Origin of the sequence: Psychromicrobium xiongbiense, assembly GCF_030271165.1 — a bacterium.
GTDB lineage: Bacteria > Actinomycetota > Actinomycetes > Actinomycetales > Micrococcaceae > Renibacterium > Renibacterium xiongbiense.
On record NZ_JASSZH010000024.1, the window covers coordinates 201525 to 214962 of the forward strand.

Sequence of the window (13438 nt, forward strand, 5' to 3'; positions counted from 1 at the left end):
TCCTACGCATTCCCGCGCTGCCCGTCGCGACGAGGCGCCAGGTGTTAGGCTCCGATGAGGTGCGCCCACCCTCGAAGAAGACCAATCCGCATGAAGAAGACGGGGATCAGTGTGAGCAGCAATTGGGAACGTCTGGATGATTCCCTGCGCCCCGCGGTGGCGGCCAGCGTGGCCGAGTACGAGCGGATCCGCCCTGCCCTGCGCGCCGTCACGGCGCAGGTGGAACACTCCATCCGGGAGTTGTTTGATGACGCAGAGGTAAGTCCCCTCTTCGTCTCCAGCCGCACCAAATCCGTGGAGTCCTTCCGGGAGAAGGCCTCCCGGACCCTGGTGGAGGGATCCGATGACGGTCAGGTCACCCTCCAGTTCCCGGAGCCGCTGCGTAACCTGACCGATCTGGTCGGCGTGCGGATCATCACCACGCTGCCCCGGGAGAACGCCCAGGTGGCGAATCTGATCAAACGTCAGCGAGCGATCTTCGACTGCCGTGGCGACCGGGAAAAGGACATCGGCTCCATCGAGTCCGGTACCTACGGCTATTCCAGCAGGCATCTGATTCTGCGAACCATCCAGAATGAGACGGTCCGCGCGTTCCAGGAACTCGTCGATCCGGAAGCCAAGGCCACCGGCAGCTTCTTCTTCGAATGCCAGATCCGCACCGTCTTTGCCCATGCCTGGAGCGAGATTGAGCACGATATCCGGTTCAAGGCCCAGGACCGGCGCGCCTGGAGCCCGTATTTTGACCGCCAGTTCATTGCCACAGCGGCCATGCTGGAATCGGTGGAGTCAACGTTTTCCGATCTGCATGAGCGCTATGAGACGGTGCGCAGCTTCTGGGATGAGGAGGGCGAGGGCTCGGCACCGCTGACGCCCGAGCGGATCAGTCAGATCTGGCGGACCCTGCTCCCCCACGTGGACCGCAAGCCCGATGACGACTGGGGCTGGGCCGCCACCCTGCTGGCCGCGCACGGCCTGAACCGGACCATCGACCTGGTGTCACTGCTGCGTTCGGAGACCATCTCCGCCGTTCGCGAGGCCCTCGACCACCGCTATTCGCCAGGACCGGACCGACTCCTCGATGACGTTCTGCTGTGGAATTACGGCCCGGAACACATTGAGCTGACTGCTGCCGGCGACCAGGCCCGTCGCGATTCCCTCCAACGACGGTGGCGGCAGATTCTCAGCTACCGGAGCCGGATGGCGCAGTAAGGACTCCCCCGGCCGGAAACAGCCTGGAGCACTGCTGAGCCTCAGACCTCTCCCGGCGACCGGAGTCTGTACGTCAGCTGTGATTGCGTTACCCTTAACTGTCAATATGACGGAGTTTTACCATCAGGCGCCCCCAGCCCTAGCCAGATCCTCTTTCATCCCATCGACCTTCCCTGAGGAGACGTACATGTTTACTCTGATCAGGACGCGGGCCGCACGCGGCACCGCCGTCGCAGCCGCCACACTGACCCTCGGCCTCGCCCTGAGCGGTTGTGGCCTGCTCAACGGCGGCGGCGCTGACCGTGATCCGAGCGGCGCGGTGACCGCGGCTCAGACAGCCGACGTTTTCAGCGTCAAGGTCGGCGACTGCATGGATGACCCGGGCAGCGGCAACATCTCCAGCATTCCGGCCGTTCCCTGCGGCCAGCCGCATGATTTCGAGGCCTACGCCGAAACCTCGATGCCCTCCGGCGACTACCCCGGCCAGACCGCGATCAACGACAAGTCCGATGAATTCTGCGCTGCGCAGTTCAAGACCTTCATCGGCATCGACCCTGAGTCCTCCACGCTGGGCTTCACCTCGCTGACCCCCACCTCGAGCAGCTGGAAGAGCGGCGATCGCCTGATCACGTGCCTGGTCGGCGAACAGGGCAAGAAGACCACCGGCTCGCTCAAGGGCACCGCCCGCTAATCCCCAGACTCGCAAGGTCATCCGGGGCCCCGCGCCGCCGGGGCCCCACCCACTGCTCTCCAGCGCGTGTGGGTGATCGCGATGTGGGCCTGAGTCGTGCTTGCCTTGTGCCTGCTGGTAGCAGCCCTCGACGCCCGGTCTTGGGGTAGAGCCAAACTTGATGAGTGGTCTTGGCTGGTGACCCTAAGGTGTAGGCGGCCGAAAACGCCGCGGATGCGGGCGAGCAGTACTCACCCGCATCCTTTCTCCGACATTCCTCTCATGAGCAAAGAGAAGAATTAGCGCAGTTTCCGCGTACGGTTCGTGTCTCTTGATTGCCAATCCCTTGAAGAAAAGAATGCTTCCAACTGAGCCTTGGCGTCCTCGGCAAGCCGAGCATCCGTTTCTGTCAAGGCGAAGATTGGCAGGTAGCCCTTTTGCTGCGCCAGTTCGTTGGCGATAACCAGCGTTTCTTTGTCACCGTTCGTCAGTTGTTCGCCATTAAGGATCTTCTGGGCTGCATTTTCACCTGCAGACACCTGCAGGATGACCATCAGGTCGAAGTTTCTCAACTGACGGTCAGTCCAGATGCTCACCAACTGGTGAGGGCCGAAGCCGGGCCCGCCTGGTCGGTATTCTTTTTCAGGTTCCATCAAACAACCTTATCGGTAGCATTCGGTGGTGTGGGACGCCACCACACTTCCGTCTTTGACGAGTGCCATCGTTGCGCTGTACCGACCGGACCCCGATAGCGATCCGTAGAATGTGGATGTCGACAAAAATCCCGTGCTGCTGGCGGCAAGGACTTGTCGGGGACTGGTGTCGAAAGTGCCACCGCCACCGGGGTACGAGGCGCTCCACCAAACCTCATAATAGGCGCCTCCTTGGAGATCCCAACCGGCGCCGCTGTAGGTGAACCAGTCTCCTGTGCAGCCGACATACACGTCCGCCTCAGCCCACCACCATCCATCTGGTGAATTGCTGCCAGCTGGTGTCGGTTGGGGCAGTGGGGTGGAAATGGTCGGGCTTGATTGGGGTGTGGATGCCTGCGCCTGTGGGGCGACAAAGAACATCGCCAGCATCAGCGCTAAGACGATGGTGATTCCTCTTGCTATCTTCACTTCCGGAGTCCTTCCTTGTGTCGATGGACATCGAACCCTATGGGTTCACTAGGAAGTGTTGCTTTCAAAACTGGTAATTTGCTGTTAATAGCATGGGTGTTAGCCAGTAAAATGTCTCATAAACATAAAGATTCTTGTCTCATTTGAGCCTCTCACACGTGCAGGATGCTCTGATCAACGGGCTTTGTGAACTCTAGACGCGTCAACGGCGGTTCAAGCTGAGTTGCATACGTCTCTAATTGGCTTGAGACTTCTTGAGCTGGCGACTTGGAAGAACGAGGCAGCTGATAATGGCTCGTCTCAGTGGAGGGTGTAAGTCGGGGCGCATGACGAGCCTGGGATGGAAGTTCTCATACTGATTATCCGACGGAAGACCCCGAGGTACTCCAGACTGCGTTCGCCGCCCCCTGTCTCACTACGTTCTGCCGTCTCGACGAGTTGGGCCTCGAAGTCGTCGGGCAACAAATTGAGCCCGGTCGCGCTGCGACCGAGTGCCGTGGAGAGGATTCCTTGATGCCGGAAGCGCGGTGCCGAGGGCCTGATGCGGGACATATCGGCGCGGCGGCTCGCGCATAAGCCGTGCGGCCAACGGCCCACTGCGGAGCTGGTCCCGGTGCGCCACTACCAGTGCGGGAAGTGCGGGAAGGTGTGCTGAGAAGACACCAGCAAGGCTGCGCCGCCGCGGGCGAAGATCTCCCTACGTGGTCTCGGAGGGCACTGACCGGGATCATTGTTGACCATCTGACCGTGTCCCGCGTCGCGGCCGGCCTCGGGCGGCTGGAACCCTGGCGGGACGGGATCGATGGCGTTATGGTGGACCGGTTCACCAGATTCAAGACCGCCTCCGAGGAAGAGCTCCGACGGCAACCGCGATGATCGACCTGTTCCATGTCGTCCGACCTGCCCGTGACGCACTCGATGTCTGTCGGCAGCGCATTCAGCAGGATCTCCACAGTGGCCGCGGAATGAGGGGCGATGCGCTGTTCACGGCCCGCTGTACCGCGCACACCGGCCATGCTTTGCTCACCAAGAAGCAGATGCCTCGGCTCGAGGCAGCGTTCGCCGATGACCGGCTCGTGCAGGTCGAGGCGGCCTGGGCGTCTACCAGCGCATCCTTGCAGCCTTCCGCGAACCCGGCAAGGGCAAGGATGCCATGCAAACAGTGATCAACTCCGCCACCGCCGGGGTCCCAGCTCGCTTGATCGAGCTGCACCGGCTCGGTAGGACGCGGAAACAACGCGCAACCGACATCCTCACCTTCTTCGACCGCCCCAGCACCAGCAACCGACCCATCGAGGCCGTCAACCGACGCCTCGAACACCTCCGTAGCTCTCCCCCTGCTTCTGAGACCTCACGAACTACGTCGCCAGATCGCTGCTCGAAACCGACGGATTCAGATCCAACCTACACTCGGGAATGCGATGATCCGGTTTAAGCGGCCAGGAAACCTGGACAAAACCCAGCAGAATCCAGAAAAACTCAGCAGAGTTCCGCTGACACGCACCTGTGCGATACCTGTTGTTAATCTGTGCCTGATGGAATGGGGCATCCCGCGCCGCAGAAGACTGCGGAAAACCCCTCACGAATCGGAGAATCATGAGTTCGACGCCCTGGCGCTTTGCGCTCGGTGCGGCCCTGGCGGCAAGTCTTGTCGCGGCTCCTCTGGCCAGCACCCCTTCCTTCGCTGCTGAGCATCCGCTCACAGCCCTCCCGGCGGCACCCGCCGGATCCACCCCCTCCCTGGTGATCAACGAGGCCTATCTGAACGGCGGCAGCACCGGCGCCACCTTCAAGAACAAGTTCGTGGAGCTCTACAACCCCACTGGGTCCGCCATCAGTATTGACGGCTGGTCGCTGCAGTACCGCAGCGCCACCGGCTCGGCAGCACCCACCGGCATCGCCCCGCTGAGCGGAACCGTCGCCGCCCACGGCTACTACCTGATCAAAGGCAACGCCAACGCCGCCAACGGCACGGACCTTCCCACGGCCGATGCCGATGCCAGCGGATTCAGCTTCGCTGCGGGAGGCGGCACCCTGGTGCTGGCAAGGAAGGCCACTGCCGTCAGCCCGCTGCCCACCGGCTCCGTGATCGGCAACCCGGACGTCGCCGATCTGCTTGGCTACGGCAGCTCCAACACCTTTGAGACGGCTGCGGCCCCGACGGGTAGCGTCAGCACCTCGCTCAACCGCACTGCCGGTGCCGATACCGATAACAACGCCGCCGACTTCACTGCGGCCGCCCCCACCCCGCAGAGCAGCGCCGGATCGCTTCCTCCGGTAGATCCGCCGGTCGATCCCAGCGGCGTCACCGCGATCAAGGACATCCAGGGCACCGGTGCGACCAGCCCGCTGGTCGGTGCCACGGTCACCACCCGGGGCATCGTGACCGCCAGCTATCCCACCGGCGGATTCAACGGCTACTACCTCCAGACCCCGGGTACCGGCGGCGATATCGACTTCGCCACGCATACCGCCTCGGATGCCGTGTTCGTCTACTCCAAGGACACCGTCGGGCTGGTCAAACGCGGTGACTACGTCGAGGTGACCGGCACCGTGAGCGAATTCGGGACGGCCGGCGCCACCACCACCCAGCTCAACGTGGCGGCCGGGAAGCTGACTCAGCTCAGCGACGTCGTGCCCGCGGTGAAGCCCGCCGTGTCAGCGCTCCCGGCCACCGACGCCCAGCGCGAGACGCTCGAGGGAATGCTTTTCCACCCCAGCGGTGATTACACCGTGGCGGACAACTACTCGCTCAACACCTACGGTGAGCTGGGCCTCGCTGCCGGGACTTCCGTCCTTGTCCAGCCCAATGCGCTCTACCCCTATGGTTCCGCCGAAAACCAGGCACTGACGGCATCGAACGCGGCCCGCGCGATCGGCCTGGACGATGGCGCCAGCACCAACTTCCTCAAGGACGCCAACACCGCGGCCCAGCCGCTGCCCTACCTGACCGCCACAGATCCGGTCCGGGTGGGGTCCGCCGTGACCTTCAGCTCTGACGTGATCTTCGATCAGCGCAATGGGGCCTACAAATTCCAGCCGCTGAGCCAGCTCACCCCGGACACTGCGGCCAGCGTGCAGCCAGCCAGATTCTCCGGCACACGCACCGCGACTCCGGCACCGGTCGGTGGCACGGCGAAGATCGCCTCCTTCAATGTGCAGAACTACTTCATCCACACCGGTGATCAGGATCCGAACTGCGTTCCCTACACGGACCGGGACGGCAAGCCGATCACGGTTCAGAAGAACTGCAACCAGCGCGGTGCCTGGGATGCGGCGAACCTGCTGCGCCAGCAGAACAAGATCGTGGCCGGCATCAATGGACTGGGCACCGATATCGTCTCGCTGGAGGAGGTGGAGAACTCGGCGAAATTCGCCGATTCCGCCACCGACCGGGACAAGGCGCTGCGCACCCTCGTCGATGCGCTGAACGCAGCCGCCGGTGCGGGCACCTGGGCCTTCGTACCCAGCCCCGCGACCCGTCCGGCCATCGCCGATGAGGACGTCATCCGCACCGCCTTCATCTACCGCCCGGCTGCGGTGCACCCGGTGGGTGATTCGGTGATCCTCGATGACGCCGCCTTCACCGGGGTGGCCCGCCAGCCGCTCGCTCAGGTCTTCGGCAAGAACGGCGCCGGGGAGGCTGCACAGTTCCTGGCCGTGGTGAACCACTTCAAGTCCAAGGGCTCCGCTCCCGCGAACGATCCGAGCGACATCGACCTCGGTCAGGGCAAGGGAAATAAGGCCCGCGTGGCCCAGGCGAAGGCACTACTGACCTTCACTGAGTCGTTGAAAACCTCCCGGAAGACCAATCAGGTGGTGCTGCTGGGGGACTTCAACGCCTACAGCGCCGAAGATCCGATCACGCTGCTCACCGGCGCCGGGTATACGGATCTGGACCCGCAGACCGGCAAGCACTCCTATATGTACCAGGGCCGGGCCGGCTCGCTGGACCACGTCCTGGTCTCCAACTCGTTCAAGGCCTCGGTGACCGGAGCGGACATCTGGAACATCAACTCGGTGGAGTCGGTGGCCCGGGATTACTCCCGCTGGAACTACAACGTCACCAACTTCTACGCAGCGGATCCCTATGCGGCCAGTGACCACGATCCTGTGGTGGTCGGCCTGAATCTCGTCGATGCGCCCGTGATGACCAAGGAACTGAACTTCCTGAACATCAACGATTTCCACGGTCGGATCGACACCAACACGGTGAAGTTCGCCGGCACCATCGAGCAGCTGAAGGCGGCATCTCCCGCGGGCACCGCACTGCTGTCCGCCGGGGACAACGTCTCCGCCTCGCTCTACGCCTCCTCGGTGCAGAACGACCAGCCGACCATCGATGTGCTCAACGCGCTGGGCCTGCAGGCCTCCGCCGTGGGCAACCACGAGTTCGACAAGGGCTACACCGATCTGGTGAACCGCATCTCGAATCAGCAGCACAACGCGGCCTGGGCCTACCTGGGCGCGAATGTCTACTTCAAAGGAACCCAGAACCCGGCACTGCCCGAGTACACGATCATCACTGTCAACGGCCTGAAGGTCGCCGTGATCGGCGTCGTCACGCAGGAGACCGGTGCTCTGGTCTCCCCCGGCGGCATCGCGAACCTCGACTTCGGGGATCCGGTGGCTGCAGTGAACCGCGTGGCAGAGAAGATCGCCGCGGGCAAGCTGGCTGACGTCATCGTGGCCGAATACCACGAGGGCGCCGGGGCCGGCACGAAGGATGGCGCCAGCCTGGATCAGGAGATCGCCGCGGGCGGAGCCTTCGCGGAGATCGCCACCAAGACCTCCGCAGCGGTCAACGTGATCTTCACCGGCCACACGCACAAGGAGTACGTCTGGGACGGCCCGGTCCCCGGGAAGCCGGGAGCCACCCGACCCATCGTGCAGACCGGAAGCTATGGCGAGAACATCGGCCAGGTGCGGCTCTTCGTTGACGCGAACACCGGTGCCGTGACAAGCTACTCGGCCCGCAATGTGCCGCGAATCACAGCCGATGACGCCGCCCTGGTGGCGCAGTTCCCCGCGGTGTCACAGGTGAAGCAGATCACCGATGCCGCCCTGGCCTTCGCGAAGAAGGAGGGCGACAAGCCGCTGGGTACCATCACGGCGGATATCACCACGGCCTACTCGACCGATCCGAAGACCGGCAAGGCTGCCCGCGATGACCGGGCCAGCGAGTCGGCTCTGGGCCACCTCGTAGCGGACGCACTGAAGGCCACCCTGGCCGCACCGGAACGCGGTGGTGCCGAGATCGGCATCGTCAATCCCGGCGGGCTGCGAGCGGATCTGATGGTGAAGAACCCGGGGCTGGCCGATGGTGTGGTGACCGTGGCGAACGCCAATGCGGTGCTGCCCTTTGTCAACAATCTCTGGACCACCACGCTGACCGGCGCTCAGATCAAGACGCTCCTGGAACAGCAGTGGCAGACCAACCCGGACGGCAGCATTCCGAGCCGCCCATACCTGGCACTGGGAGTCTCGAAGAACGTCTCCTTCACCTACGATCCGGAGCGGCCGCTGGGTGATCACGTGACCTCGGTGGTGATCAACGGTGCGCCGCTGGACCCGGCCCGGGATTACCGGGTGGGCACGTTCAGCTTCCTGACCACCGGCGGAGACAACTTCCGGGTCTTCACGCAGGGTAAGAACGCCAAGGACTCCGGGCTGATCGACCGGGACGGCTGGTTTGAGTACCTGAGCAAGAACTCCCCCGTGGCGCCCGATGCTGCCCGGCGCGGTGTGGCCCTCACCGGAGCTCCGGCCACCGCGACGGCCGGCCAGCAGCTGACGGTGAAGCTCAGCAAGGCTGATCTGACCTCGCTGGGCACACCGGTCAGCAGCACGGTCACCGTCCGCTACGAGCCCAGCGGTGTGGGCGGCGGCAAGGGCTGGGCAGCTCCCAGCGCGGTGGTTCCGGCGGATCTGGGCAGCTTCACGGTGACCGGAGGCGCGGCAACGCTGAGCTTCACGGTCCCCGCGGAGGTCAACGGTGGCCGGCTCACCCTGACCACCGATGGCGGAACGTACGCCAGGCTGCCGATCACAGTTCTGGCGGCGGCAGCGGTGGATCCGGGGTCTGCGGGCGGTGTTCCTGCCGGTTCGTCAGGTTCCTCCGGTGGCTCAGGTTCCTCCGTGGGCTCGGCAGCTGATGCTCCTGCTGACGGCGATCTGGCCGCCACCGGTGCGGACCTGGCCCCGCTGGTGCTGGGCATCCTCGCCCTGCTGGGGGCTGGCATCGTGCTCACCACAGCGAGTCGACGCAAGGCCCCGACGGGTCGCTGATCGGCGCCGGATCGCTCAGGCCGTCCCGGAATTCAGAACTGTCTGGACTCCAGGATGGCCTGGGCGATCCGGTCTGCATCCAGTAGCGTCTGGTATCCGCTGGGGTGTTCGGCCTGAGCCTGAGCAGCGATCGCGGTACCCCACTGGACCGACGAGAGCTGCAGACCCAGCACATAGAGCTGGCCCGCCCGGCCCTGAGCATCGACGGCGCGGTGCGGCGCATCGGTGACGTCCAGTCCGCTGCCCGCCACTTCAGCACCATCGGCCAGGAGGTGCGTGGCGGGACGGACCAGTCCGTCATCGAGCAGTTGACGCAGGAGGGGCGATGCCGTCTGGGCCACCCGGTTGGCCGGGGACATCGCCTCGACCAGCCAGTCCGCCCGCACCGCGCCACCCTCCACCGCGCGCGACCACGCCTCAAAACCCCCGGCTGTTGCCTGGAATACCGGATCTGGCCCCACAAAACTCACGATGCCGGCCCGCACCAGGGCGGCCAGCTGGGCAATGCGCACGGCGGGCGGGCCGGAGGCCAGGCCTTCCACCAGCGGCTCGAACCAGCCGCGCAGCTCGGAGAGCCAGGATTCGGGGGCCAGTGCGCCGCGGAGTACGCAGTCCTTGAGCAGGGCACGGCCCTCATTGAGGACACCGATGGCGAGCTTCACCGGATCCGACTCTCCCGCCGCAGCGCCCCGGACGTCATCGTCCAGATCCGCCAGCACCGCCTGATCGAACTCTTCGCGACTGCCAAACTGCTGCCCGGCATAGGGCCGGGCCAGCCGTTCACTATCGAAGAGCTCAGGGTTGGTCCCTTGCGGGCGCTGTTCCCGGGGGCGCTGTTCCCGCCGAGCCCGCAGGTAGGCCTCCTGAGCGTCCGCTTCCAGCGCGGGCCAGAGGTCCCGCCGGAAGCTCAGATCGGCGCGCCCCTGCGCGTACGCCTCCGTGAGGACCGCCTTCAGACGTTCCGGGGAGGCTGTGCTGGGATAGTAGCCGGGCATCTCCGGTTTGGCCCGGTAGGGGCCGCCGCGGCGGGAAGCTGCCAGCACCCGGGGCTCCGACCCGCTGGGCACGTAGCGCAGCGGAGTTGCTCCGCTGCTTGTGGTGGCGCCCGTTGTGGTGCCGTCAGTTGTGGTGCCGCCCGCCGGAACGAATCGTCCGCCCCGGCCTTCGGTCCACTGGCTCAGTAGATCGAAGAAGTTCAGGCCCATCCCGCGGACCAGCACCGGTTCACCCGCAGGAATCTGCGCCCAGTCGATCTCAGCGGGGATCGCCGGCTGTTGATAATGCAGGCCGTAGTGCCGCGCCGCCTCGTGGAACGCTGCCTGCTCCACGCCAAGCGCTGCTGGCACATGGCCCAGCGCCAGGACGACGGCATCGGCAGGAAGTACCGTGCCGTCATCAAGCCGCACCGCGAACTCGCTGACCGTCGTTTCACTGGCCATCGTTTCACTGGCCGTTTCGTTGACTGTCTCGTTGACTGAGATTGCCTCGGCAGGGTGCCAATGCACCTCCACTCCCGCGGGGATCTTGGCCAAGAGGCGCACCACCACCCAGCGCAGGTAGCTTCCGTAGAGCGCCCGGGAGGGAAAGTCCGTGCTGGCCAGCTGCGGGTGGTGTTCCGCACGCCAGGTGTCGAAGCTGTGCTCCACCAGAGGCTGTGCAGCTACCTCCTGCTCCGGAATGATCGTGGGGAAGGAGGAGGGCGTGTTCATCAGATAGAGCGGGGACTGACTCGTCCTCCACACCCGGCCTGGACCCGGCTCGAAGGGGTCGATCAGGTCGATCCTCAGCCAGGGGGCGGCATCGTCCGTTGCACCTCCCTGAGCCGGCCTGGCCGCAGCAGCCTGTGCCAGCAACCGCTCCATCACGGAGGTGCCGCGAGGTCCGGCACCGACAATGACGACGCGGCGGGGCGCGGTTTTCTGCGCTGTGTTCAGGGGGGCTCCGGGCATGGATCGAGCATACAAGTGGCGGTCTAGGATGGGTGAATGGCTCACGCCCCGGAACGATCCTCACGCCGGGCGCTGGTGCGTCCACTGCGCCCGTCCGATGCCGATGCGGTAGCTCATGTTCATGTCCAGGCGTGGCGCGAGACCTACGCTGGCCTGCTTTCCCCGGCTTTTCTGGCTGCGCTACGGGTGGAGGACCGGGCAGCCCTGTGGCGTCGCGTCGCGGAGAACCCTGACGTCACGTCCCGGCACTGGGTCGCAGAGGCCGATGGCGTCGTCGTGGGCTTTGCGGGAGTGCGCCCGATGCCGGCGGCGGAGGCGGTCCGCCCGGAGGAGCTCTGGGGGCTCTACCTGCTGCAGTCCTATCAGGGACTGGGTCTGGGCAGGGAACTGATCGAGGCCGCGATCGGCAAGCGTCCGGCATCGTTGTGGGTGGCTGCCGGAAATGATCACGCGATTGGCTTCTACCAGCACTGTGGCTTCACCGCAGATGGCACCGAGGAGTTCGTGGCGGACTGGGAGAACCTCAAAGAACTCCGGATGATCCGCTGAGCTTGCTCCCCCAACCGCCGCCACACCTGCGAACCACGCCGCTACGCGGGCAATCTCAAATGATTCTTCGATAGCTACTACGCGGGCATCTTTGATGAGTCAACGCGCAACTTTGCACTGGCCAGCGGGCTCCGATAGTCTTGTTCGGCTGGCCCTAGGCTTCTACTGGGGTCAGCGCTGGAGACGTGCCAGAGCGGCCGAATGGACTTCACTGCTAATGAAGGGTCGGGGTTAAACTCGACCGGGGGTTCAAATCCCCCCGTCTCCGCGTTTTTTGCGAACGTTAACGGAAAAAGCACCCGCAATTGCGGGTGCTTTTTCCGTTAACGTTCGCGTTTTAGGGAAGCACATTATGTACCCTTGTGGTTACGTAACAAGATGGGTACATTATATCCATGGATGTAGTGCTGCAGGCCCTGGCCGACCCGAACAGGCGAACGATGCTGGCCATTCTGCGCGACCATCCGGCGACGGTGGGCGAGCTGGCTCATTCGCTGCCCATTGCCCGCCCCGGAGTCTCGCGGCATCTGCGGGTTCTCCGGGAGGCAGGGCTGGTCAACGTACGCCAGGAGGCGCAACGGCGAATTTACAGCCTGCGCCAGGAGGCGCTCATCGAAGTGGATGAGTGGCTGGCGGACTATCGCGCGCTCTGGCAGAACCGCCTCGATGCGCTGCACACCGAGATCGCACGAGGGCAACGCCAAGAAAAAAGCCAAAAAAGCGAAGAAGAAAGAAGGCAGGGAGATGAAAACCATCGCAACGATGCGAGCGCTCGATGACGCCCGCGGCGCCATACGGGTCGAGGAGACCTACAACACCGGCATCGAGGACCTCTGGAACGCCTGCACCTCACCGGAGCGCCTGGCGCGCTGGATCGCCGTGGTCTCCGGCGACTTGCAGGTCGGCGGAACGGCCCACGCCGTGTTCACCAGCACCTGGACCGGCCCGCTGAGGATCGAGATCTGTGACGCGCCACATCACCTGCTACTCACCGGCGAGCCCGGAACCGATGACGAGTCGCAGATCGAAGCGTGGCTCACCGCGGAGGATGCGCGGACCCGACTGGTGGTGGAGGAGCGCGGGCTGCCGATCGGCGCGCTTCATTTCCACGGAGCCGGCTGGCAGGCACATCTGGAGGACCTTGGCCGTGCGCTGACGGAGGACGGCGCCGCACACGCGGACGGCTGGTCGGAACAGCGGGCTGCCTCGGCCTGGCGGGAACGCTGGACTGAGCTCACCCCGGAGTACCAAGCCATGACCATCGGCCGATCCTAGGACGAAACACGCAACGGGCAGCAGCTCAGTCCAGGTGAAAGAGCTCCTCCGCAGGAACCCATAACTGCCCGCGGCCGGCCGTCTCAAGGCGCTCCTGGCACGGGGCGGTGAGGGCCCACCAGCGCTGGACTTCCGGTTGCGCGGCCATTACCTCGCGGTCCCGTTCAAAGTCGGTTCCGGTGTACTCGAAGTAGCTCACCAGCAGGCCGTCACGGTAGAAGATGGTGTAGTTGGTCATCTGTGCCCGCTCCATGGCGGCCCGCACCTCCGGCCAGACGGCGGCGTGCAACTCCCGGTATCTTCCCTCCATGCCCGGCCGCAGCCGGACAATATTGGCGCGGCGTTCCATTAACGGCTTCCCCTGAGACGATCACTGA

General features: G+C 64.6%; 9 protein-coding genes, 1 tRNA gene and 1 pseudogene. 8 read left to right on the forward strand and 3 right to left on the reverse strand.

Annotated features, from left to right (window positions below; all coding sequences use genetic code 11):
* Positions 1–111: 111 nt before the first annotated feature.
* Together QQM37_RS10235 and QQM37_RS10240 are read left to right on the forward strand one after the other, a co-directional pair.
* Positions 112–1209, forward strand: a complete 1098-nt coding sequence (locus tag QQM37_RS10235; protein WP_285727159.1) for a GTP pyrophosphokinase — start codon at positions 112–114, stop codon at positions 1207–1209.
* Positions 1210–1396: 187 nt separating this feature from the next.
* A complete protein-coding gene (locus tag QQM37_RS10240; protein ID WP_285727161.1) occupies positions 1397–1900 on the forward strand; it encodes a septum formation family protein in 504 nt (167 codons plus the stop codon).
* A gap of 278 nt (positions 1901–2178) precedes the next feature.
* Here the strand turns inward: QQM37_RS10240 and QQM37_RS10245 are convergent, their stop codons facing one another.
* On the reverse strand, positions 2179–2532 hold the full coding sequence (locus tag QQM37_RS10245; protein ID WP_285727163.1) for a hypothetical protein: 354 nt from the start codon (positions 2530–2532) through the stop codon (positions 2179–2181).
* A gap of 906 nt (positions 2533–3438) precedes the next feature.
* Here QQM37_RS10245 and QQM37_RS10250 point away from each other — a divergent pair.
* Both QQM37_RS10250 and QQM37_RS10255 read left to right on the forward strand, forming a co-directional pair.
* A pseudogene (locus tag QQM37_RS10250) lies at positions 3439–4425 on the forward strand (transposase).
* Between the two features lie 171 nt (positions 4426–4596).
* Positions 4597–9288, forward strand: a complete 4692-nt coding sequence (locus QQM37_RS10255) for an ExeM/NucH family extracellular endonuclease (RefSeq protein ID WP_285727165.1) — start codon at positions 4597–4599, stop codon at positions 9286–9288.
* Between the two features lie 32 nt (positions 9289–9320).
* On the opposite strand, the gene QQM37_RS10260 is transcribed toward QQM37_RS10255, so the two are convergent.
* On the reverse strand, positions 9321–11237 hold the full coding sequence (locus tag QQM37_RS10260; protein WP_285727166.1) for an FAD/NAD(P)-binding protein: 1917 nt from the start codon (positions 11235–11237) through the stop codon (positions 9321–9323).
* A 36-nt stretch (positions 11238–11273) separates the two neighbouring features.
* Between QQM37_RS10260 and QQM37_RS10265 the strand changes: the two genes are divergently transcribed.
* The 4 genes from QQM37_RS10265 to QQM37_RS10280 all read left to right on the forward strand — a co-directional run bounded on the left by QQM37_RS10265 (position 11274) and on the right by QQM37_RS10280 (position 13061).
* A complete protein-coding gene (locus QQM37_RS10265; RefSeq protein WP_285727168.1) occupies positions 11274–11786 on the forward strand; it encodes a GNAT family N-acetyltransferase in 513 nt (170 codons plus the stop codon).
* 179 nt (positions 11787–11965) lie between these two features.
* Positions 11966–12054: transfer RNA gene (locus QQM37_RS10270), tRNA-Ser, on the forward strand.
* A 127-nt stretch (positions 12055–12181) separates the two neighbouring features.
* Positions 12182–12565, forward strand: coding sequence for an ArsR/SmtB family transcription factor (locus QQM37_RS10275; RefSeq protein WP_285727170.1), 384 nt, complete (start codon positions 12182–12184; stop codon positions 12563–12565).
* Entirely contained in the window at positions 12531–13061 is a 531-nt protein-coding gene (locus QQM37_RS10280) for an SRPBCC domain-containing protein (RefSeq protein WP_285727171.1), read from the forward strand. Before QQM37_RS10275 ends, QQM37_RS10280 begins: the two co-directional genes overlap by 35 nt.
* Positions 13062–13086: 25 nt before the next feature.
* Here the strand turns inward: QQM37_RS10280 and QQM37_RS10285 are convergent, their stop codons facing one another.
* Positions 13087–13410, reverse strand: coding sequence for an L-rhamnose mutarotase (locus tag QQM37_RS10285; RefSeq protein ID WP_285727173.1), 324 nt, complete (start codon positions 13408–13410; stop codon positions 13087–13089).
* Between the last annotated feature and the right edge of the window lie 28 nt (positions 13411–13438).

Excerpts from the sequence above, each read along its gene's own strand:
- QQM37_RS10285 (WP_285727173.1), bottom strand. The coding sequence starts at position 13,410 with ATGGAACGCCGCGCCAATATTGTCCGGCTGCGGCCGGGCATGGAGGGA.
- QQM37_RS10265 (WP_285727168.1), top strand. The coding sequence starts at position 11,274 with ATGGCTCACGCCCCGGAACGATCCTCACGCCGGGCGCTGGTGCGTCCA.
- QQM37_RS10240 (WP_285727161.1), top strand. The coding sequence starts at position 1,397 with ATGTTTACTCTGATCAGGACGCGGGCCGCACGCGGCACCGCCGTCGCA.
- QQM37_RS10280 (WP_285727171.1), top strand. The coding sequence starts at position 12,531 with ATGAAAACCATCGCAACGATGCGAGCGCTCGATGACGCCCGCGGCGCC.
- QQM37_RS10260 (WP_285727166.1), bottom strand. The coding sequence starts at position 11,237 with ATGCCCGGAGCCCCCCTGAACACAGCGCAGAAAACCGCGCCCCGCCGC.
- QQM37_RS10245 (WP_285727163.1), bottom strand. The coding sequence starts at position 2,532 with ATGGAACCTGAAAAAGAATACCGACCAGGCGGGCCCGGCTTCGGCCCT.
- QQM37_RS10255 (WP_285727165.1), top strand. The coding sequence starts at position 4,597 with ATGAGTTCGACGCCCTGGCGCTTTGCGCTCGGTGCGGCCCTGGCGGCA.
- QQM37_RS10275 (WP_285727170.1), top strand. The coding sequence starts at position 12,182 with ATGGATGTAGTGCTGCAGGCCCTGGCCGACCCGAACAGGCGAACGATG.